Source organism: Cohnella candidum (assembly GCF_003713065.1).
Classification (GTDB): Bacteria; Bacillota; Bacilli; order Paenibacillales; family Paenibacillaceae; genus Cohnella; species Cohnella candidum.
Genome location: NZ_CP033433.1, coordinates 451826 through 473930, shown reverse-complemented (window position 1 = coordinate 473930; position 22105 = coordinate 451826). Strand labels below are relative to the sequence as shown.

Genomic DNA, 22105 nt, shown 5'->3' with positions numbered 1-22105 from the left:
CGGTTTCACCTGCTTCCCAAAAGATTGCGAATGGTTTCATTATACCGGATGACAAAGGCCGGGACCACTTGTCCCGGCCTTTAAGCAATATTTAACGGTTCGGCCCGGCTTACTTCGCCTCGTACCAATTCGAACCGAAGCTGACGTCGGCTTTCAGCGGCACGTCCAGCTCCAAGGCCGATTCCATCACCTGGGGAACGAGCACCTTCATCGTTTCGAATTCCTCTTCCGGCACCTCGAACACCAATTCGTCATGGACCTGAAGCAGCATCCGGCTCTGCAGGTTCCGTTCGCGCAGCGCCTCGTCCATCCGGACCATCGCAAGCTTGATGATGTCGGCCGCCGTGCCTTGGATCGGCGTATTCATGGCCGTGCGTTCCGCGAACGAACGGAGATTGAAGTTCGAAGCCCGGATATCCGGCAAATAGCGCCGGCGTCCCAGCAGCGTCGTGACATAGCCGTCCTGCTTGGCCTGCTCCACGATCGTGTCCATGTATTTGCGGACTCCTTGGAACACGCTGAAATACTGCTCGATGAACGCCCCCGCTTCTTTCCGGGTAATGTTCAGGTTCTGGGAAAGCCCGTAATCGCTGATGCCGTAAACGATGCCGAAGTTGACCGCTTTCGCCGACCGGCGCATGTTCGCGTCCACCTGCTCCTTCGGAACGCCGAACACGTCCATCGCCGTTTTCGTGTGGATGTCCATTTCCTGCAAAAAGGCTTCCTTGAGGCGGTCGTCTCCGGAAATGTGCGCCAGCACGCGGAGCTCGATCTGAGAATAGTCGGCGCCAAGGATACGCCATCCGGGCTCGGAAGGCACGAACGCTTTGCGGATTTGGCGTCCTTCCTCCAGCCGGATCGGAATGTTCTGCAGGTTCGGATATTGGCTGGACAGCCGCCCCGTCGCGGCGATCGTCTGGCGGTAGAACGTATGGATTTTGCCTCCGGTATCCTGCCGGATTTCCTTCAGCAGTCCCTCGATATACGTCGACTGGAGCTTCGCCAGCTGCCGGTAATGGAGAATAAGCCGGACGATCTCATGATAGGGTTCAAGCTTCTCCAGCACCTCGGCGTCCGTGGAGTAGCCGGTTTTGTTTTTCTTGATGACAGGGAGGCCCAACTTGTCGAACAGGATTTCCCCGAGCTGCTTGGGCGAACCGATATTGAACTCAGTCCCGGCCTGTTGGTAGATATCCGACATGATCCCTTCGATCCGCGCCTGAAAGTCTTTGCCGAGCTCCTGCAAAGTGCCGCTCTCGCACTTGATGCCTTGCAGCTCCATCCCCGCAAGTACGACGGCGAGCGGCTGCTCCAGCTCGTGGTACAGCTTGCTCATGTTGAGCCGCTCGAGCTCGTCCTCCAGCACCGGCTTCAATCGGCGGACCGCATCCGCCTTGGCCGCGAGGTGGGCGGCCAGCTCCTCGGTCGGCGGTACGCGGAACTTGGCGCCTTTGCCGTACACCGACTCGTCCGAAGCCACCGAAGGCAGGCCGTGCCGCTGAAGCAGTCCCGTCAGCGAAGGATCCGCTTCCGTCGGATCCAGCAAATAAGCGGCGAGCTGGACGTCGAACGTCTGGCCGCACAGCTTGATGCCCGCCCGCGCCAGCACAAGCTCCGCCCGGTGAAGGTCGTACCCCGCCTTGGCGGCTTCAGGATCGGACAGCCACGTGAGCAGCGCTTCAGCCTTCTCCGACTTGAGCTGCGGGAAAGCCAGCACGAAGCAGCGGGAATCCGCCATGACCGCGAGGCCGATGCCTTCGCTCGCGTGCGGATTGTCTCCGGCCGCTTCGATGATCAAAGTATCGGCGTCGGGCAGCGAGGCGTCCAACTGCTCCCAGCCGCCCGCGTCATCGCCTACGATGATCGTCTCGTACTCGATTTCCGCCTTAGCCAACTCCCCTGAGCCGGCATCCGCCCCGCTGAGATCCAGACGTTCCATCAGCGACTTGAACTCCAGCTTGCGAAGCGCGGTAGCCAGCGACGCGGCGTCGTACCCGCTCCAAGCGACGTCGTCCACGGTGCGGTCCAGCGGCACCTCCCGGAAAATGGTGGCCAGCTGTTTGCTCATCCGCGCGTTGTCGACGTTATTCTCGATGTTTTCCCGCAGCTTTCCTTTCAGGTTCGGAATGTTGTCCAGCACGTTCTCGACAGAGCCGAATTCCTGCAGCAGCTTCACGGCGGTTTTCTCGCCGACGCCCGGAACGCCCGGGATATTATCGCTCGGATCCCCCATGAGGCCTTTCAGGTCGATGATCTGCTCCGGCTTCAGGCCGTAGCGGGCATTCACGTCTTCCGGCGCGTACTTCTCCACTTCGGTGACGCCTTTGCGCGTCAGCAGCACCGTGACCTTGTCGGACGCGAGCTGAAGCAAGTCCTTGTCGCCCGACACCACGACGACCTCGCGGCCCTCTTCCTCCGCCAACCGGGACAGCGTTCCGATAATGTCGTCCGCCTCATACCCGGGAAGTTCGTATTGCGAGATCGAGAAAGACCGAATGAGATCCTTGAGCACCGGGAATTGCTGGGACAGCTCGGGCGGCGTTTTCTCCCGGCCTCCCTTGTACTCGGCGTAACCCTCGTGCCGGAACGTCGTTTTCCCGGCATCGAAGGCGACGAGAATATGGGACGGCTTCTCTTCCTCCAACACCTTCAGCAGCATGGTCGTGAATCCGTACACCGCGTTCGTCTGCAGTCCGCTGCTGTTGGTCAACGGCGGTATCGCGAAAAACGCCCGGTAAATGATGCTGTTGCCGTCGATCAGCATCAGCTTGTCCGTTCCTTTGGCCATGAACCGTATCCACCTCACCGACTTGTCGCTTCCTTTGGTCTATCATACCATACGGCGAATCGGGAGCGGAATCCGCGGGCCGAATCGTGCCGAACGCGAAAAACCCATCTCCGCCGGGAAGGCGGGAGACGGGTTACCATCCGGGTTATCGCATTATCCGAGTCCAATCCCGGCGGGGAACGCAAGGATCGGATGCTCGCTGGGCCTGCCGATCAGGAAGCCCTGGCCGAAATCGATGCCCATCTTCCGGACCAACTGAAGCTCTTCCGGCGTTTCGATTCCTTCCGCGACGGTGCGGATCCTCATTCGTTTGGAAAAGCGGACGAACGTTCGGAGCATCTGCAATTTCATTTCGTCCCGGTCCGCGTTCTGGACGAGGGATTTGTCCAGCTTGATGTAATCCGGCTTCAACTCCACGATCGCCTGAAGGGAAGAGTACCCGGCGCCCGCGTCGTCGATCGCGATCTCGTAGCCTTGGCTGCGATAATGGTCCAGCATTTGCTTCGCTTCCTCGAAATCGTCGATGGAGTCGCGCTCCGTCAGCTCCAGCACGACCTGTCCCGGCTGCAGCCCTCTGGCCGCCAGCCACTGGCGCGTTTGTCCGGACACGAAATGCGGGTCCTTCATGATGCCGGAATTGACGTTGATGAAAATTTTCTGCTTCGGACCGAGCAACGGACAGGAACGGATCGCCGTTTCCCGTGCCAGTCGGTCGAGCGCGAAGGAGTAGCCCTCCCGATCAGCGAACCTGAACAAGGCCAGAGGACCGTCAAACAAGCTGCCTTTCGGACAACGGGTCAGCGCTTCATAACCGTACAAATGGCCTCCGCGCAAATGGAAGATCGGCTGGTACGCGCTGCGGATATCCCCCTCGCGCAGGATGCGCTCCATCTCGAGCCCCGCTTGCGTCTCCTTTTCGGTCCGCCCCCAGCCCGAAAGCTTGGAAGCCGCCATGAGGAACGCTTCATACAGACGGTGTTGGAACGGGCGCGAGGCGGGACCGGCAACGACGGCCGCTCCGTAGCCCCTGTCCGCCCGATGATGGAACCCCGCCCGCACGCCCAGCAGTTCGTCGGAATCCGCAAGCAGACGTTCACGCAGCTTTCGGGCGAGGCCTTCGAGATCAACCAGGGAACGCGCGGTTTCGATGCCCGACATGTCCGCGAACAGCCACAGATGGGAACCGATCCGGTCCCCGAACCGGACCGCATCCCCTCCGAGCACCCGGCTCAGCCATGCGTTCCAGCGAACCGGCTCCTCCGCGTCGGGCAGCGGGCCCTCATGCGTTCCGTACAAGGGCAAATCCAAGCCGATCAGCCCCAGCGCCCCGGCTTCCGGCCATGTCCCGCTCCTGCCCCATGGGTCCCTCGTAAACATATCCATCGGAGCCATACCTCCATCTATCGCCGATCTCATCCGAAGCCTCCAGGCCGTTCTTGTCGAATCGTGCCGCTTCAGATTATCAAAAAAGTGTTAACGTTCGTCGTGAACCGCATTAACGCACGGTAAAAACCTTAGCAGCCGGCGACCGCCCGGTATTCCTCGAGCGTCTTCCAAACGAGAGCGCTGCCGGGCTTGCTTTTGGCCTCCTTCTTCAGGAGCGCGGAATGCTCCGACAGCCGCTCCGGCGTCCAGCCCTCCGCCTTCTGGCAGGAGAGCACGGCCAGGGACAAGGAGAGTCCGGCGCTTTGCACGGCTTTCCCCGACCTGTCGGTGACTTGGCCATGCGAACGGTCCTGAAAGGAAGAGATGCCGTTGTCGAACTCCGACAGCGCTTCCTCCCCGATTCGGACCGGATTGCCGTAATCGAAAATGGCGATGAAATCGTCGCCGCCGATATGCCCGACAAAGCTGTCTTCGGGACAGTATTTGCGAACCGCCGACTGAAGCGCCTCCGACGTAAAGCGGATGACATCGTCCCCGCGGTGGAATCCGTACCGGTCGTTGTACCATTTAAAATGGTCCAGGTCCGCGTACAATACCGTAAAAGGCCGGCCTTCTTCCAGGCGCCTGGACAGCTCGCGCCGGATCGGTTCATTGCCCGGCAGGCCGGTCAAAGGATTCGCCCATTGGGCATCCGACATCCGTGCCTGCGTGACCCACTCCAGCAAGGACCGGATCGAAACGATGCCCGAGACCTCGCCGTTTCGGGTCAATATCACCGCGTCATACAGCTTGTCCGGCTCCCGAGCCATCGCGGTTTGCGACAACTGGTCCACCGGCGTTCCTTCGTCGACGACGAGCGGCTGGGCATCCATGATTTTCGATACGGGACGGTTGCCGTACAGCGGGAGGCCGAATTGGCGGGCCAGCATTTGGTGCAGTTTTTCCCTCATTAACATGCCGACCGGCTTGCCTTCTTCGACGATCACGAAGCCGGGCGCTTCCCGATGCAATTCGAATCGCCTGGCGATCTCCGTCACAGGCGTCGAGCCGGGAAAGGCGACGGCCGGTTCCGCCAATTCCACCAGTCCGCCGGCGGATCCGCGGAACCTTCGCCTCATTTCCTGACGGATCCGGTCCGTGACCAGCCGGTTGACGGGTTCGGCGCTTACGGACGCCGCGCCGATCCACGGCCCTTGGCCGCAGCCGACGCCCGCGGACATGAGCGGACGCAGTTGATCCTCCCGCTCCACCCCTTCCGCGATCAGCACGAACTTCTCTTTCCGGCCAAGCGCCGCCACCGCTTGCAGCAAACATTCGCCCGCGGGATCCCTCGCTTCGCGGGGGTACCATTCCCTTCCGATCCGGACGTAGTCCGGCTTCAGCTCCACGATCCGTTCCAGGGACTCCCGCGCGGTTTTCATTCCGGAGAAGGCCATGCGGAAGCCTTGCGTCCGATAATGGCGAATCGCCGCATGGAAGGTCCCCGCATGGCTGTCCGTTTCGTCCGTCAGCAGGAGGACGACTTGCTCGGGCCGCAAGCCCGCCGCTTCTATGCGTTCCAGCGTGCTTCCGGGATACAGCCGGGGTTCGAACACGATGCGGGCGGGCACGGGCAGAAACAGCTTTACAGCCGGCACTCTCGAAGGAATGCCGCCGATCGCCATTTCCCGGAACCGCCGGTCATTATCGTACAGCGTTCCCTCCCGCTCGGAAAGGCCGTAGAAATCTCCGGTTTTCCAGTCTGCTTGGCTCCACGTATCGAACGGAATCGCCTCGTACCCGAACAAGGAGCCGTCGGTCAGCGAAACGATAGGCGAATAACGCACGCCGATCCTTTCTCCTGCCGGAGGTCCCTCGGATACAAAGCCGACCCGGATGACCTCCGCCGCGAGCCGCTCCGTCGTTTCGACGTCCAATCCTTTGCCGAACTTTTTTTCCATCGCGATCCCTCCGACCAAAATCCCACTTCCCGCTTGGAATTTGGTTCGTTTTTCCTATTTCCTTCAAAATATCACGAGCTTGTCCGTTGAATGTCGAAAACATGTTAAATGCTTGTAAATTTCCAAGTATACTTATCTTAAATAGAACCCCGGAGGGATGAATTTGGAGAGAATCTTCGATATTAAACGGGACGATTTAACCGGAGTCGAAATCAGAGCGCTCATCGGCGAGCATCTTCGCAGTATGGCGTTGCATTCCCCGCCGGAAAGCGTGCATGCATTGAACGTCGACGGATTGAAACATCCGGACGTCACGTTCTGGAGCGTATGGGAGGGGGAAGAACTCGCCGGCTGCGGCGCATTGAAGGAGCTGGACGCCGGCCACGGGGAAATCAAGTCGATGCGGACGGCCGCCGCCCACCTGAGGAAAGGCGTTGCGGCAAAGATGCTCGCACACATCATCGACGAAGCCAAGCGGCGCGGCTATGCGAGGCTAAGTCTGGAGACCGGCTCCATGGACGCCTTCGAGCCGGCGAGAAGACTGTACGCCCGTTTCGGGTTTCGTGAATGCGGGCCGTTCGCGGATTATATATTGGACCCTTACAGCGTCTTTATGACGATGGAAATATAAATCCTGCCGCATACGACAAACGGAGTGCCGGCCCCTGCGGGTCTGCACTCCGTTTGTCGCGACAACCACTCAGTTCAGATCGGGGCGTTTGCCGGTGACCAAATACACGACGCTTTCGCCGATATTCGTCGCATGATCGGCGATCCGCTCGATGTAGCGGGCCACGAACGACAGCAGCATCGATTGGCTGACCGTCTGGGGATCCGCCGCCATAATGGCCGCGAGGTCCATGAAAATGACGCCGAACAAACCGTCCACCTGGTCGTCGTCCTTGGCCATCTTGTGCGCCAGGTCCACGTTCTCTTCCACGTAGGCGCGGATCGAATCCGCGATCATCGTCCGGACCAATTCCGCCATGCGAGGCAGATCGACCAGCGGTTTCACCAGAGCCTGTCCTTCCAGCCGGATCGTCGCTTTGGCGACGTCCACGGCCAAGTCGCCCATACGCTCGAGATCGGAAGCGATCTTCACCCCGGCGAGTATTTTCCGCAAGTCCTTCGCCACCGGCTGCTGCGTCGCGATCAGGCGGGCAGCCTCCTCGGAAATCTGTTCTTCGATCCGGTTCAGCGCCGGATCCTCGGCGACGACGCGCCGGGCTTCTTCGGCGTTCAAGCCGACCAAGGACGCCATCGCATCCTTCAGCTGCACCCCCACAAGGTCTCCCATTCGGCACAGCATGTCCTGCAAATGCTTTAACCCTTCGTCCAGTTCCCTGCGCGTCACCATCTAGACGGCCTCCCTTGTCATCTCGACCCCGGCGTTCCGATTAACCGAACCGTCCGGAAATGTAGTCGTCCGTCGACCGGTGCGACGGATTCGTGAAGATCTTCTGGGTTTCGTCGTATTCGACGAGATCCCCCATGAGGAAAAAGCCGGTTTTATCCGACACCCTCGCGGCTTGATACATGTTGTGCGTAACGATTACGATGCAGTAGTCGCGCTTCAGTTCGGCGATCAGTTCTTCGACCTTGGCCGTCGAGACCGGATCAAGCGCGGACGCCGGCTCGTCCATGAGCAGGATGCTGGGCTGTACGGCGACCGACCGCGCGATGCACAAGCGCTGCTGCTGTCCGCCGGACAACGCCAGAGCCGATCCGTGGAGCCGGTCTTTGACCTCGTCCCACAGCGCCGTTTTGCGCAGGCTGTTTTCGACGATTTCGTCCAGCTCGCTTTTCTTGCGGACGCCATGGTAACGCGGACCGAACGCGATATTTTCGTAAATCGATTTGTGGAACGGATTCGGCTTCTGCCACACCATGCCGATTTTCTGTCGCAGCCGTACGACGTCGGTGCCCTTGTCGTTGATGTCCCGGCCGTTGATCCAGATTTCTCCCTCGACGCGCGCGCCCGCGATGACGTCGTTCATCCGGTTCAGCGAGCGGAGGAACGTCGATTTGCCGCACCCGGACGGGCCGATCAGCGCGATGACCTCGCGCGACGGAAAATCCATGCTGATGTTTTTGATCGCCTGTTTTTCGCCGTAGAAGACGGACAGATCCTTCGTGTAAAATGCCGTTTCGCTCATGGGATCCCTCCTACTTCGTCGCCGTGAACTTGCGGTAGATCGCCCGGCCGAGCATGCGGGCGCCGAAGTTGAACAGCAGCACGATGATGATCAGAACGGCGGAAGCGCCGGCCGCGATTTCGGGAGCGTCGGGCGCCCGCCCTTCGCTGTTGATTTTCCAGATGTGCACCGCCAGCGTCTCCGCCGGACGGAACGGATTGAGCGGAGAATGGGGATCCGCGGGATTCCAGTTGGTGAAGTCGAGCTTCGGCGTCGTCATGCCGGCCGTGAATAGCAAGGCGGCCGCTTCGCCGAATACGCGGCCCGCCGCGAGGATCGTCCCGGTCATGATCGCCGGGAAAGCCATCGGCAGCATGATCGACTGGATCGTTTTCCATTTGGACAGTCCGAGTGCAAGCCCCGCTTCCTTCTGTTCACGCGGAACGCCGCGCAAAGCTTGCTCCGTGATCCTTACCATCAGAGGCAAGTTGAACACCGTAAGCGCCAAGGCGCCTGCTGCGAGCGAATATTTCATGTGGAACAGATTGACGAACACGAGCAAACCGAACAAGCCGATGACGATGGAAGGAAAGGACGACAGAACTTCGACGACCAGCCGTATGAACCCGGTCAGTTTATTCGCCTTGGCGTATTCGCTCATATAAATGCCGGCGCCGACGCCGAGCGGGACCGTGATGATCATGGTAAGCACGAGCAGATACAGCGAGTTGAACAGCTGGGGCCCGATACCGCCGCCCACTTTAAAGGACTGTGGAGGCGAGGTCAGGAAGTGCCAACTGATGTGGCTAAGCCCGCGATAAAGCAGATAGACGATCAGGCCGGCGAGAATCGCCATGATGATCCCCGCGATGCCGATGATGACGCCGGTAGCGATGCGGTCCGTGATTTTCGGTTTCATCGTTTGGCCCTCCTTTCCAGCAATCGGACGATAAAGACGAACAAGAAGGTCATGACCAGCAAAATGAGAGCCAAGCTCCACAGCGTGTTGTTATGCAGCGAGCCGCCGACCGTATTGCCCATTTCGAGCGTAATGATGCTCGTCAGCGTGGCTGCGGACTGCAGCAGCGAGGTCGGCACGTGAGGCGCGTTGCCGATGACCATCTGCACGGCCAGCGCTTCGCCGAACGCACGCGAAATGCCGAGCACGATGCCCGTCAGCAAGGACGGCAGCGTCGTGGGCAGGATCAGGCGGTAGATCGTCTGCCAACGTGTCGCTCCCAGCGCGAACGAACCTTCCTTTAGTCCCGCGGGGAGTGTGCTGAGCGCGTCCGTCGCGATCGAGGTGACGGTCGGCAGGATCATGATGGACAGCACAAGCGATCCGGCTAGAATGCCGAAGCCTTGTCCCGGAAACGTATCGCGCAGAAACGGCACGATGACGGACAAGCCTACGAAGCCGTATACGACGGAAGGGATACCCGCGAGCAGCTCAATGGCCGGCTGGAGTACGCGGCGTCCCACCTTCGGAGCGATCTGCGTCATGAAAACAGCGGCACAGAAGCCGAACGGAGCTGCAATCGCCGCGGCGATGAACGAAACGTACGCCGAACCGGCGAGGAACGGCAGCGCTCCGAACAGGGGCGGTTCGCCCTCGGGCTTCCAGACCCGGCCCGTCAGCAAGTCTTGGATTCGGATCGCCCCGGAGACGAAAGGCGTCAATCCTTTCGACGCGATAAACCAGACGATCGAGAAAATCGTCACGACGAGAAGGGCCACGCATGCATACACGTACACCCTTCCGACCCACTCTTCTCTTATATGCTTGGGAAAATGGCTGACCCGGTCCGCTGCTGCATTCTCTCGCTTGACGGGGGAATTCATAGGGTCTCTCCTTTAACGGCAGACAGAGGCCGACATTTGTCGACCTCTTCCGCTTGTGGTGTAATCAAGCCCGGAGTAATCTGTCTATTTATTTGTTCGATACGGTGCCGTTCACGTCGCGAGCCACTTTCATGTCGCCGACCGGAATGTAGCCCATATCCGTGACGTCGGATTTTTGGATCTCGTCGGACATCAGGTAATCCAGGAACGCTTTGACGACCGGAGTCGGTTCGCCTTTCGTGTACATGTGCTCGTAAGCCCATACCGGATATTTGCCCGTCGTGATGTTTTCGACCGAAGCGTCAACGCCTTCGTATTTCAATGCTTTCACGGTGTTGTCGAGGTAAGAAAGCGCGAGATAGCCGATGGCTCCCGGAGTTTCGCCTACGAGTTTCTTAACCGTGCCGGAGGAATCTTCTTGTATGGAGCCCGGAAGGTCTTGGGACGGGCCGCCGAGTGCCAGGTTTTCGAACGTTTTGCGCGTGCCGGAGCTGCTCGGACGGTTGACGATGACGATCTTCTGATCCGCGCCGCCTACGTCTTTCCAGTTCGTGACTTTGCCGGAGAAGATGTCGACCAGCTGCTGCTTCGTCAGGTTGTCTACGCCGACGTTCGGGTTGGCAACTGGAGCGATCGCGACGACGGCGACTTGATGGTCAACCAGTTCTTTGGCTTTGTCGGCGTCTGCGTCTTTGAATTTCTCTTCGGCGAAGATATCGGAGTTGCCGATATCGGCTTGGCCGCCTTGCACTTGCGTCAGGCCGCCGCCGCTGCCGCCGCCTTGGACGGTTACGCTGATGCCGCTGTATTTGCTGTCTGCCATGAATTTCGTCGATACTTGTTCAACCAGAGGTTGGAGAGCCGTGGAACCTGCAGCGAGAATCGTACCGCTGAGAGCTTCGCCGCTGGCGGAGCTTGCAGGCGCGGAATCGGAAGCGCTCGGGCTGCCCGATGCGGCGCCTTCGTTGTTGTTCTTGCCGCATGCTGCCAATGTCAGGGCGACGATCAAAGTCAGAACCAGGACGAGCGATTTCTTCATAATGTTTGATTTCCCCTTCCTCATATAAGGACCTCTTTTTTTGTAAGCGGCTTGGATTCCTATCCTCGCTCCCTCTCACATTTGTAATTCTAGCGTCTCTTTTTCAAGGTCATGTTTTCGTTTTGTTAACGGAATGTAAAATATACACGGCGTTAATCGAATGCCATGTTAGCGTTTACATTTCCTGTTTGGCGCTTCTCGGAGCGCAAAAAAACAGCCTTTAAAAAGGCTGTTCGCGATTAGGTATTCAAATCCGGCCGCTTGCCGGTTACGAGATACACGGTACTTTCCCCGATATTCGTAGCGTGGTCCCCGATCCGTTCGATATAACGCCCCACGAAGCTGAGCAGCATCGATTGGGAAATCGTCGAAGGATCAGTCGCCATCAGAGAGAACAGTTCCCGCAAAATCTGGCTGTAGAGCGCGTCTACCTCGTGGTCGTCCTTGTCGAGCTTGTAAGCGAGGTCGACGTTCTGCTCCAAATAAGAACGGACGGAGTCGGCGACCATGGCCCGCACCATCTCGGCCAGACGGGGCAAATCGATGAGCGGCTTGATCAGTTCCTGGCCTTCCAGCCTGACGGCGGCCTTGGCGATATCGACCGCGAGATCGCCCATCCGTTCCAGGTCGCTGCTGATTTTGAGCGCCGCGAGGATGTTTCGCAAATCTTTCGCCACCGGCTGCTGCGTCGCCATCAGCTTGGCGCCGATTTCGGTGATATGCATCTCCAGCGCGTTGAGCTCCAGGTCTTCCGCGATCAGGCGCCTGGCTTCGTTAATATTCAGCGTTCTTAAAGCCTCCATGGCCTCGGTCAGCGCGGTTTCGACGCGGTGTCCCATTTGAACCAGCAGCTGCTGTATTTCGTCGAGCCCGTGATCGAGCTCTCTCCGTTTGACCATCATGGATGCTTCCTCCGCTCTCTGTTCAAAATAATACTTATCCGAAGCGTCCGCTGATGTAGTCTTCCGTACGCTGATCTTCCGGATTGGAGAACAGCTTCTCGGTTTCGGCGTATTCTACGACCTCGCCGTTCAGGAAGAACACCGTTTGGTTCGATACGCGTGCCGCTTGGTGCATGTTATGCGTAACCATGACGATCGTATATTTATTTTTCAACTCCTGCGCCAGTTCCTCGATTTTCAGGGTCGAAATCGGGTCGAGGGCGGAAGTCGCTTCGTCCATGAGCAGCACGTCCGGCTCCACGGCGAGCGCCCGTGCGATGCACAGCCGCTGCTGCTGACCGCCGGATAAACTCAGCGCGGAACGCTTCAGATGGTCTTTGACCTCATGCCACAGGGCGGCTCCGCGCAGGCTGGCTTCCACGATTTCGTCGAGCTTCTGGCGGCTCGTGATCCCGTGCAGGCGGGGACCGTAAGCTACGTTATCGTAAATCGACTTGGGGAAAGGATTCGGCTGCTGGAACACCATGCCGACCTTCTTGCGAAGCGTCTCCACGTCGATGTCTTTGCCGTAGATATCCGCGCCGGAAATCCGGATCTCACCTTCTATGGAAGTCCCGGGAATCATGTCGTTCATCCGGTTAAGCGACCGGAGCAGCGTCGATTTGCCGCAGCCCGACGGACCGATGAAGGCCGTGATCGCCTTTTCGGGAATGTTCATCGATACGTTTTTGAGCGCGTGAAACGTTCCGTAAAACAAATTCAAGCGATCGATCTCGATTAACGCTTGCATAGGAGCTCCTCCGCTCGAATTTAATAGATTTAAGTCTTACCCCGCGAATTATACTCGGCCTTTGTAAAGCAGGCGTGCGCGAATTGTTAACGCAATGTAAAATCGGGAGCCGTCAGCGGAATCTTCTTTCCCGAACCCACAGCGGAATCCGGAACACGACGTTGATCGCAAGCACGAGAAACAACAGCACCGCCGCCGCTTTCTGCGAAATTTCCTGGGCGTCCGGAACGATGGCTTCCGACTGCACGTACCACAGATGCACGGCCAACGTTTCACCCGGGGACAACAGATTGAAATCCCACATGACGCCGGAAGTCGTAACGCCTGCGGTCAAGATGATGACGGCGCTCTCTCCGAACGCGCGCCCCGCCGCCAAGCAAATCCCCGTCACGATCCCGTTGACCGCGGAGGGAATGAGCACCCGCCGAATCGTTTGCAAATGGGTGGCTCCGAGCGCGAATGACGCGTTTCTCAGTTCCCCGGGCACCGCCCGGATCGCTTCTTCGGTAACGCGCGTAATGACCGGCAGGTTCAGGAAGGCCAGGCTGACCGCGCCGCCGATAATCGTCAGTCCCAGTTGGAACATCTCAACGAACAAGGCGATTCCGAACAAGCCGAAAATGATGGACGGCACGGATGCCAGCCCTTCCACGCAAATGCGGACGAATCCGATCCATTTGTTGTCCGGCGCGAACTCGGCGAGATAAATGCCGGCGGCCATGCCGAGCGGAATGGCGATCGCCATGGAAATGATCAACATATAGAAGGAATTGAACAACGCGGGCCCGATGCCCCCTCCTTCTTCGATCTCGCTGGGCAGCCCGAAGATGAAATCCCAGGTCAAGGAAGGCAAGCCCCTCTGCAAAATCAAAAAGAGAAGACCGAATACGAACAGGATCACGCAGGAAGCGATGGTCCATACGGCAATCGTAAAAATGCGGTTCTTGACGCGGTTCACCGTTTGGCCCCCCTTCTCTGAACGACGCGGATCACGACGATCATCAGCAGCGAAATCGCGAGCAGCAGGAAGCCCATCATGTACAGAGCGTAATTCCAGGTCGAATCGAACGGCACGTTCGGGATTTGCATGACGATGTTGCTGGTCAGGACGGAGGTCGGCTTCAGGAAAGCGTCGGCCAACTGAGGCGTGTTGCCGATGACCATGACGACCGCCATCGTCTCGCCGACGGCCCGGGCCATGCCCAGGATCACGCCGTACAGGATGCCGCTGCGAGCCGAAGGCAGCACGACGCGGAAGGTCGTTTGGAACCGGGTGGCTCCCAGCGCGTACGAAGCGTCCCGGAACTTCTTCGGCACGGCGCTGATCGCGTCGTCGCTGATCCGGCTGATCGTCGGAAGCACCATGATGCTAAGCACGATCGAAGCGGCCAATATCCCGTCCGCCAGATCGGTTCCCGCGGCCTGCCGCAGGAGCGGAATCAGAATCGTCATGCCTAGAAATCCGTAAACGACGGACGGAATGCCGACCAGCAAATCCAGGATCGGCCGAAGGAGGTTCCGCAGCCACAACGGCGCTACTTCCGCCAGGAATACGGCGACGAATACGGAAATCGGAACCGAGAAGAGCAGCGTCAGCACCGTCAGGGCAACCGTACCGAAAATGAATACGAATGCGCCGTAGGATTCGTTCTCCGGCGACCAGTCCGTCGAAAAGAAGAACTTGGCGGGAGACACGGTTTGGAACGTCAGCACGCCTGTCCGGAACATGAAAAACAGGATCGAAAGCAGAATGAGGCAGACGAACACGGCGCTGGCAATGCAGGCGATGCGGAACGCCCGGTTGTAGAATCGGAGCCGGTTCTTGCGGTCCGTCCGCCGGCCGGATCCCGTGCGTATGCTGCGGCCCAGTTCGCCTTTTACGGCGATGGCCGGGTTGCTGGTAGACTCGATCATGGCGAAGCTCCCTTCATGAAGAAGCCAGCCCGGCGCGTTGAACGCCGAAGCTGGCCGCTTCCGTTTCATAGGTTTCTCTTCCGAGGCAAGCTCTTACTTCATCGCCGAAAGCGGGATGAATTTGAGCTTCTTCAGGGAACCGTTTTGGAACTTCGCGCTTTGCACGTAGTCGATGAACGCTTTCGTCGCGCCCGTCGGCTGGCCCTTTGTCATGTAATAGCCGTAGCCCCAAACTTTATAAGTGCCGTTGATGACGTTGGCTTCCGTCGGAGCGACGTCGTTGATTTTCAGGGCTTTGATGCTGCCCGAGACATATACGAGATCCAGGTAACCGATCGCGTTCGGAGTCGTGTCGACGGCCGTCTTCATGTCGCCGCTCGATTTGACTTCTTTGTAGTTGCTGCCCTTCGTCATGAAGTCGACGCCGTTCAGCGCCTTCAATTGGAAATTAACGCGCGTGCCCGAACCGAAAGCGCGGTTGACGACGACGATGTCCGCATCGGCTCCGCCAACGTCTTTCCAGTTCGTGATTTTGCCGGAGAAAATGTCGGCCAGCTGTTTGTTCGTCAGGCTGTCGACTTTCACGTTCTTGTTGACGACGGCAGCGAACGGGATGACCGCGACGCGGTTCGCGACTTGGCCGTCGAATTTCTTGAAGCCCGGTACGTCCATCGAAGCATCCCAGTCGCAAGCGCCGATGTCGGCTATGCCTTTGCGGACGGATTGCGGACCCGTTACCGAACCGGCGGCGGAAGCCGAAATTTTCACTTTCGGGTTCAGCTTCTTAAACTCGTTGGCCGCTTGCAGTGTCAGAGGAAGAAGCGCGGAGGAGCCGTTGATGACGATTTTGCCGCTAAGGGAGCTGGCTGCGCCTGCAGCGGTGACTCCGGTCGTCGTAATCGCGATCGCCATAGCGGCGACGCCGAGCGATTTAAACCATTTTTTCATATCGTTGATGTTCCCCTCTCCAGGATATTAACGGGTAACCGCTACCCATTTGCCGTTTTGGTCTACATACGTAATGCCGTTCGCTTCGATGGCGATCATACCGCTCGAGCTCACTTCGATGTCGGTCGTGTCGTCGCCGACGGTGTAAAGAACTTTGCTTTCGCCGGTCATCGGGCTGATATCGTAGATCAGGTTTTTGCCGGCCGGACCGGAGGTCAGCGCATAGAGGTGGCCGCCTGCGTACCTGGCCTGGTAAACGTCCTGCTCTTCGAACAGCGTGCGCTCTGCGCCTTTGTCGTCTACGGAAACCAGCTTCGCTTTCGCGTTGTCGCCGGCAGGCACGTCGATGTAGTACGCCGCAGCGCCGAACAGGTTCGCGCCGACGAAAATTTTGTCATCGGTCGATTTGCTCAATTGCACGGCTTTGTTGTCTTTCAGGGAAGGATCGTTTTGATACTGGTACACGTTGAGGGCGGCGGCGGAATCGTCGATCGTTACCGCGTCGTCATCGACCGGCTTGTCGGACGGAGCCGTCACGACCGGAGGAACCGTCAGCGTGTACGTAAACCACAAGCCGTTCGGCGAGACGTTCAGGTTGGCTTTGTAATCTTTTTTGTCGTCGAACACCGTCGCGACTTTGCCGCTCGCGATATCGAGCTTGCTGACCACGGTGCCTTTGTCGCCTTGCAGGAAGTAAAGAGCTTTGCCGTCGATCGACCAGACGAGCTCCGGCTTGATATTGGAATCGGTGCTGACCGTTTGGGACGTTTTCGTGGTCAGGTCAAGCAAGTACACCGCACCGCTGTTGTCGGTGTAAGCGGCTTTGCTTCCGTTCGGGGACAAGACGAGCTCGGAGGCGTTAGACGCGTCCAGCAGCTTTTCGAATTTGCCCGTGTTCACGTCGACCAGATAGTCAACCCGTCCGGCATCGGTGTCCTGGGATGCGATCAAGCGGTTCACGTCCAGCCACTGGACATGATCCACGTTCGCAAGCAATCCGGCGCCTGCGCTTGCCGTTTCCGCGGCGGAAACGCCGGCGGCAGTCGTGCCGAGAAGTACCGAAGCGATCGAAGCCGAAACCATCATTTTCTTCAACGACATTGTGAAGTTTCACCCTTCTTTTTGAATTGGCCTACCTATGTAAGGATTGGTGCGCTTGCTAGATTTATCTTAAAGGCGATTTATTAATAGCCCGTAAAAGGGAATGATTGGATTTGTTAATTTTTCTTAATCCGGGCGTTAAAGCATCGTGCTCCCGTTCATCTGCTCCATCAGCCTTCCGATTTCCGTCCGGATGCCGTCCGACGTGTCGGCCGCTTCCCGCGCGGCTTCGCTGAGACGGCGGGAGGCTTTGCCGTTTTGGGCGGAAATGTCCCACAATTTGGCGAACGTCTCCTCCGCGCTCCCCACCTGTTCGATGCCGCGGTCCGCGCCCTGCTTTCCGGCTTCCACGAGGCCCACGGTTCTCGAGACGGCCTCCGTCATGGCCTGAAGCCTCCGGTTGATTTCGCCCGCGGAACGCTTCGTGCCGTCGGCAAGCTCGCGAATCTCCCCGGCGACGACGGCGAAGCCTTTCCCGTATTCCCCCGCTCTTGCCGCTTCGATCGCCGCGTTAACCGCCAGCAAATTGCAGCGGTCGGCCAATTCCGCAATCAGCTTCGCGATCTGGTTTGCCGCCGCGGTACCCTCGTTCAACTCCGCCATGGCCGCTTCCTGCTGTTTGGCGTGGTCGGACCATTGCCGGAACAGCCGCAGCATTTCTTCCATCACTTGACGGCCATGTCCCGTCACTTCCGTCATTTTCTCGCTGTATGACCGCGTTTCCGCGGTGGCGGCCGCGACGTTTTGGAATGACCGATGAATGTGGCCGATCATCTCGTCCGCCCCCCGGACCGTGCGGATCTGCCGCTCCGCCGCTTCCCGCTGCAGCATACGCGACAGATGGAGCAGGTCGCTGACGGTAAGAATTCCGGCGAATTGGCCGCGCTCGGTCATGATCGCGGCATCGTAGAACGTTTCCTCGCTTCTCGACAGCGCGCGGTCGATCAATTCCCGCGCAGGAACGTCGACCTCGGCGGTGAGCGTCCCCGTCTCCATCAGGTGGGAGATTTGTTTGCTCGCGAATAAGGACATGCCGAAAGTGGAGCCCAATGACCGGAAAAACCGGTGTTTCATCATAAGGCCGAGCGGCCGGCGCGCCGGGTCGCATACGACCGCGCATTCCAATTCCGTGTTGCGGCGAAACAGCTCTACCAGCTCCTCGCAGAGCATGTCGGGTTGAACGATGGGACAAGAGCGCAACCAATCCTTTACGGCGGCCGGCTGCACCCATTCGGCGGGTTCCGTTGCGTTAATGACAGGGCGTTCCCTAACAGCGATGCTCATGGGCTTCAACCTCGTTCGAATGAATTTTTAAGTTAGAGACAGCTATCGGCTGGAAAATACAACCTGCCTCCAAGCTACCAAGCCCATGTCAACCGGTGAAATGCGAATTGTTAACGGTCTGTAAAATTTCGGGCAATTTGTTCGCACAACAAAAAAACCGCGTCCTTGGACGCGGTCTCTCGTGCTTCGCTTATTTGGTTGTCGTGTCTTTCGCTTGAATGCCGCGCGGCGCGTTCGCTTCCACCTCGATAAAGCTGGAGGGAACCGCGTCGCCCGGATTCGGCGCGTCTTTCTCGATGAATTTCGTCATGTTCGTCTCCAGGAATGCCGGATGTTGATCCCAGGTTTTCTTCGGCAGCGTCAAAGTAAACCGGCCTTCGGCATCCGGAATGGTTACCGTGTAATCAGTGTTGCCGGTGGGAATGTCTAAACCGACGACCATTCCGGTATATAAGGCGCCCTGGGCGGTTTGGCTGACCAACGTCGGCGGCTTGTCGACGATGACCGTTCCCTCGCGGGGCAGCGTGATGTCGATGTTCAGGCTCGTGTCCTCAGGGAGATGGTAAACCTTCCCTTCCGGCAGCGTGTATTTCACCGAATTGTACCGAACGGACAAATTCGTTTCTTCGTCTTCTTCCGGTAAATAGAACATTTCGTAATGGCCGTTCTCGTCCGTGCCGACGGATTTGGCGAAGCCTTCGCCATCGTCGCGGTCGATCCATACGGTTGCTCCCTTGACCGGTTTGCCTTCCGCGTCCTTCACGGTGCCGGCGATCCGGTATTTATCGAGCTGGAAGTAAGCCACCGAAGCCGTTTTATCGGCCAGCAGCCGGCCTTTGACGACGGTGTTATCCCCTGAAGCGGTCACCGATTCGATCGTGATGGGGTGATAAATCTGCATGTTCGCGGAAGCGGTAAGACCTTGTTGCTGTTCTTCTTTGCTCAGCGGCTTTCCGTCCACCTTTGCTTGGTCCAACGACACGACCTTCACGGCCGCGGTACCGAGCAGGCTTTGGTCCAGCAGGATTTCGAATTTTCCTTTCGCGTCCGTCTCGATGTCGCGTTTCATCTCCCCTGCGTGAAGCACGGCGCTTTCCACCGGTTTTTCCCCGATCGTGACCGTGCCCCCCACGCTGGAGCGATGGGAGCCGTCCATCTTCCACTGTTTTAGGGTAAATGCCGTCTGATCGAGACGGATTTGCAAGTCTTGGGCGTCCTTCCCCCCCGAACTCCAGGTTCCCGAGCACCCTGCGGCCAAGGCTGCCAATAAAACGAGAACGAACGCTTTGGACATGAATTTCATGGGGCGTTTCCTCCTTGCGAAATGAAAAGCGGGTCCCGAAGAACCCGCTTGAGATTTGCCGATGAAAATTTTTCGGATTACTTGCCGCTCTCAGCATGCGCATTGCCGTTGTTTGCCTGGCCCGCAGCTCCTTGCGTCTTGTCTCCGCCCAGCGCGAACACGTGGATTTTCGGCTTCGTGCCGCCCGACGTGAAGGTCAGGTATTGCTTTCCGTCCACCGTGAAGAATGCAGGCGCCGCTTGGATGTTATCGCCGGAAGTCTGGAACGTCCAGAGGACTTTGCCCGTCTTCACGTCCATGGCGTTGATTTTGCCGTCCAGCTCGCCGTAGAACGCCAAGCCGGTGTCGGTGCTGGTCAAGCCGCCGCGCATCATGTCTTTCGTTTTGTTTTGGTAAACCTGTTTACCCGTGTTCACGTCGATCGCCGTAACCGTGCCGTAAGGAACGATGTCGGCAGGCGTTTCGCCCATCGCGGTACCGAACGCCCAAGCGCCCGGGAACGATTTGTCGAACGCATGGTCTTGATCTTTGGCTTTCTTGATGAGCGCCGGATATTCGATGCCCGGAATCAGGACATAGTTGGTTGCCGGATCATACGTTTCCGGAGCGTAGTTCTCGCCGCCGAGCACGCCCGGATACACCAGCACGCCTTTTTCCGTCGGTTCCGGGTGATCGATTTTCGCGAACGGAACGCCGTCCCAGATTACTTTGCCGGTCGCTGCGTCCCATGCCCACCATTGGCCGGATTTGCCGCCTTCGACGACGACTTTTTGCTGTTTGCCGTTGACCGTGGCATTCAGGATCATCGGGGATGCCGCAGCGTCATAGTCCCACTGGTCGTGGCTGATTTCCTGCTTCGCCCAGATCAGCTTGCCTGTCGCCGCTTCGACCGCGACGACCGAGTCGGTGTACGGGTTCGCGCCGGGACGGTCTTTCGCATAGAAGTCGGGAGCCGGGTTGCCGACGGAGAAGTACATGATGCCGGTCTCCTGGTCGATGGCGACCGGATTCCATACGGCGCCGCCGCCATGGTATTTGCTGTTTTTCAGCCAATCTTGGCCTTTCGGCGGAACCGTCCAGAACGGAGCGTCCCAAGCCGGGGACAGGTCGCTGGCTTTGTAAGCCATGACGAAACCGCGAACGCCGTTGTCGCCGCCGCTGCTTCCGATGTAGATGTTGCCGTTGTAGTAGATCGGCGCGGTCGTTTCGTAGTAGCCGTTTTCCAGCGTGACGCCTTCAACCGCGTCGGAGATCGCGACCGTTTTGACGAGCGCGCCCGTTTTTTGGTCGAGCGCCACGACTTGGTTATCGGTCGTCAGCATGAAGACTTTGCCTTCTCCGACCGCGACGCCGCGGTTCGCCACGATGCCGCCTTTGCTGATTTTCTCGAGCATGGCGGCGTCCGGCTTCCAATGCCACAGCTGCTTGCCTGTCGCGCCTTCGAACGCGAAGACTTGGTTGCCGCCCGTGGTGATATAGATGACGCCGTCCACGACGACCGGATAGGACTGGTTGCCGTTTTTCACGTCTTTGTCGATCGATTTGAAATCAGCGGACCACACGACGCCGAGGTCATTGACGTTATCCGCGGTGATTTCTTTAAACGGAACGTGGCGCGTGTTGCCCAGATCGAATCCGTACGTCGGGAAGTTCTCGAAAGAAGCCGCCGAGGCGGATGGGGATGCCGACGCGGATGCGGATGCGGACGCGGATGCGGACGGAGATACCGACGCGGAAGGCGACGAGGATGCATCCGAACCATTGTTGTTGCTGCTGCACGCGGACAGCGCAAGCACCGTCGCCATGATGGCGCCGGACAGAGCCAATTTCTTATTCAAGGTGTTTTCCTCCTTATGGTGTCCTATGCTCTTACAACCAACTACCAATCAATAAACGAAATCGTCCCTCACGAAAATCGGCCGCGGCATGAAGAACCGCCTCCGGTCTGTGGCCGACTGGCGGTACGCGGCTTTTTCGTATGAAAGACCCCTCTCTTTCGCAAAATGATGACGGTTTATCTTACTAATAAGATTTTATTTTCAGTTGCATCTTACGCCTGATTCGCGGAGTCGTCAATCATTATCCTCAAATGATTCAAAAAGAATCGTTTCGGTTAAGTTTTATGTTGACGAATTCATCCGGAGAAGCGTATACTTTCTCGTTGACGGAAAACTTATTAGTAAGATTTTATGGACATCAGGGCTTCAAGACATCCAGACTTCCATAAAAGAAGAATCATACACACGGGGGGATTACCATGATGAAAATGAACAAAAAAGCGTCCAAACTCTCTCTTGCGCTTGCGGCTCTTGTGGCGGTATTCGCCTTGAGCGCTTGCGGAAGCAACAATAACGATGCAGCTTCCAGCCCATCGGCATCGGCTTCTTCGCCAGCCGCTTCATCTTCCGCAGCTGCTTCTCCTTCGGCTTCCGCACCGGCAGCCGGCGGAGAAACGAAAGAGATCACCGTCACCGCGACCAACTTCCAATTCGACCAAACGGAAATCCATGCCAAAGTCGGCGACACGCTCAAAATCACGCTTAAAAACGACAGCGGCAATCACGGCTTGGAAATCAAGGATCTGAACGTCACCCTCAAAAACGGCGAAACCGCCACGGTCGTCCTGGACAAAGCCGGCACCTACGATTACAACTGCTCCATCATGTGCGGCAGCGGACACGACAACATGACCGGCGAGCTGATCGTCGAATAACGCGAATAAACTTCCCGATT

19 protein-coding genes are annotated in these 22105 nt (G+C 58.1%); 2 read left to right on the top strand and 17 right to left on the bottom strand.

Translation table 11 applies throughout. The annotated features are described in order from the left end of the window. Positions 1-109: 109 nt before the first annotated feature. The 3 genes from polA to EAV92_RS02235 all read right to left on the bottom strand — a co-directional run bounded on the left by polA (position 110) and on the right by EAV92_RS02235 (position 6114). Positions 110-2788 (bottom strand): DNA polymerase I, encoded by a 2679-nt coding sequence (gene polA, locus EAV92_RS02245; protein WP_123039566.1) that lies wholly within the window; start codon positions 2786-2788, stop codon positions 110-112. Positions 2789-2941: 153 nt separating this feature from the next. Continuing rightward, on the bottom strand, positions 2942-4171 hold the full coding sequence (locus EAV92_RS02240; protein ID WP_164472606.1) for an EAL domain-containing protein: 1230 nt from the start codon (positions 4169-4171) through the stop codon (positions 2942-2944). 131 nt (positions 4172-4302) lie between these two features. Next, positions 4303-6114, bottom strand: coding sequence for a GGDEF domain-containing protein (locus tag EAV92_RS02235; RefSeq protein ID WP_123039564.1), 1812 nt, complete (start codon positions 6112-6114; stop codon positions 4303-4305). Between the two features lie 172 nt (positions 6115-6286). Between EAV92_RS02235 and EAV92_RS02230 the strand changes: the two genes are divergently transcribed. Next, positions 6287-6745 (top strand): GNAT family N-acetyltransferase, encoded by a 459-nt coding sequence (locus EAV92_RS02230; RefSeq protein ID WP_241158518.1) that lies wholly within the window; start codon positions 6287-6289, stop codon positions 6743-6745. A gap of 69 nt (positions 6746-6814) precedes the next feature. On the opposite strand, the gene phoU (EAV92_RS02225) is transcribed toward EAV92_RS02230, so the two are convergent. From phoU (EAV92_RS02225) to EAV92_RS02160, 14 genes are all read right to left on the bottom strand, one after another. Continuing rightward, a complete protein-coding gene (gene phoU / locus EAV92_RS02225) occupies positions 6815-7471 on the bottom strand; it encodes a phosphate signaling complex protein PhoU (RefSeq protein ID WP_123039562.1) in 657 nt (218 codons plus the stop codon). A 40-nt stretch (positions 7472-7511) separates the two neighbouring features. Next, the gene (gene pstB / locus EAV92_RS02220) at positions 7512-8270 is read right to left on the bottom strand and encodes a phosphate ABC transporter ATP-binding protein PstB (protein WP_123039561.1); all 759 of its coding nucleotides are present in this window, start codon (positions 8268-8270) and stop codon (positions 7512-7514) included. 10 nt (positions 8271-8280) lie between these two features. Then, positions 8281-9168, bottom strand: coding sequence for a phosphate ABC transporter permease PstA (gene pstA, locus EAV92_RS02215; RefSeq protein ID WP_123039560.1), 888 nt, complete (start codon positions 9166-9168; stop codon positions 8281-8283). Then, entirely contained in the window at positions 9165-10091 is a 927-nt protein-coding gene (pstC, locus tag EAV92_RS02210; protein WP_123039559.1) for a phosphate ABC transporter permease subunit PstC, read from the bottom strand. The genes pstA (EAV92_RS02215) and pstC (EAV92_RS02210) overlap by 4 nt, the downstream gene beginning before the upstream one ends. A gap of 88 nt (positions 10092-10179) precedes the next feature. Beyond that, a complete protein-coding gene (locus EAV92_RS02205) occupies positions 10180-11130 on the bottom strand; it encodes a phosphate ABC transporter substrate-binding protein PstS family protein (protein WP_420888799.1) in 951 nt (316 codons plus the stop codon). A gap of 239 nt (positions 11131-11369) precedes the next feature. Beyond that, entirely contained in the window at positions 11370-12029 is a 660-nt protein-coding gene (gene phoU / locus EAV92_RS02200) for a phosphate signaling complex protein PhoU (RefSeq protein ID WP_123043524.1), read from the bottom strand. Between the two features lie 37 nt (positions 12030-12066). Further along, positions 12067-12822 carry a phosphate ABC transporter ATP-binding protein PstB gene (pstB, locus tag EAV92_RS02195; protein ID WP_123039558.1) on the bottom strand — a complete coding sequence of 252 codons (756 nt, stop codon included), beginning with the start codon at positions 12820-12822 and terminating at the stop codon, positions 12067-12069. 112 nt (positions 12823-12934) lie between these two features. Beyond that, a complete protein-coding gene (gene pstA / locus EAV92_RS02190) occupies positions 12935-13780 on the bottom strand; it encodes a phosphate ABC transporter permease PstA (RefSeq protein ID WP_123039557.1) in 846 nt (281 codons plus the stop codon). Then, positions 13777-14736, bottom strand: a complete 960-nt coding sequence (gene pstC, locus EAV92_RS02185; protein WP_123043523.1) for a phosphate ABC transporter permease subunit PstC — start codon at positions 14734-14736, stop codon at positions 13777-13779. The genes pstA (EAV92_RS02190) and pstC (EAV92_RS02185) overlap by 4 nt, the downstream gene beginning before the upstream one ends. A 93-nt stretch (positions 14737-14829) precedes the next feature. Further along, positions 14830-15684 carry a phosphate ABC transporter substrate-binding protein gene (locus tag EAV92_RS02180; RefSeq protein ID WP_123039556.1) on the bottom strand — a complete coding sequence of 285 codons (855 nt, stop codon included), beginning with the start codon at positions 15682-15684 and terminating at the stop codon, positions 14830-14832. Between the two features lie 27 nt (positions 15685-15711). Then, entirely contained in the window at positions 15712-16785 is a 1074-nt protein-coding gene (locus tag EAV92_RS02175) for a TolB family protein (protein ID WP_123039555.1), read from the bottom strand. Between the two features lie 138 nt (positions 16786-16923). Beyond that, positions 16924-18069, bottom strand: a complete 1146-nt coding sequence (locus EAV92_RS02170) for a methyl-accepting chemotaxis protein (RefSeq protein ID WP_123039554.1) — start codon at positions 18067-18069, stop codon at positions 16924-16926. Positions 18070-18259: 190 nt separating this feature from the next. Then, a complete protein-coding gene (locus tag EAV92_RS02165; protein ID WP_123039553.1) occupies positions 18260-19372 on the bottom strand; it encodes a carboxypeptidase-like regulatory domain-containing protein in 1113 nt (370 codons plus the stop codon). A 77-nt stretch (positions 19373-19449) separates the two neighbouring features. Beyond that, the gene (locus tag EAV92_RS02160) at positions 19450-21210 is read right to left on the bottom strand and encodes a pyrroloquinoline quinone-dependent dehydrogenase (protein ID WP_164472605.1); all 1761 of its coding nucleotides are present in this window, start codon (positions 21208-21210) and stop codon (positions 19450-19452) included. Positions 21211-21632: 422 nt separating this feature from the next. Here EAV92_RS02160 and EAV92_RS02155 point away from each other — a divergent pair, with 422 nt between their 5' ends. Further along, complete coding sequence (locus tag EAV92_RS02155; RefSeq protein WP_241158409.1) at positions 21633-22085, top strand: cupredoxin domain-containing protein; 453 nt, start codon at positions 21633-21635, stop codon at positions 22083-22085. Positions 22086-22105: the final 20 nt, after the last annotated feature.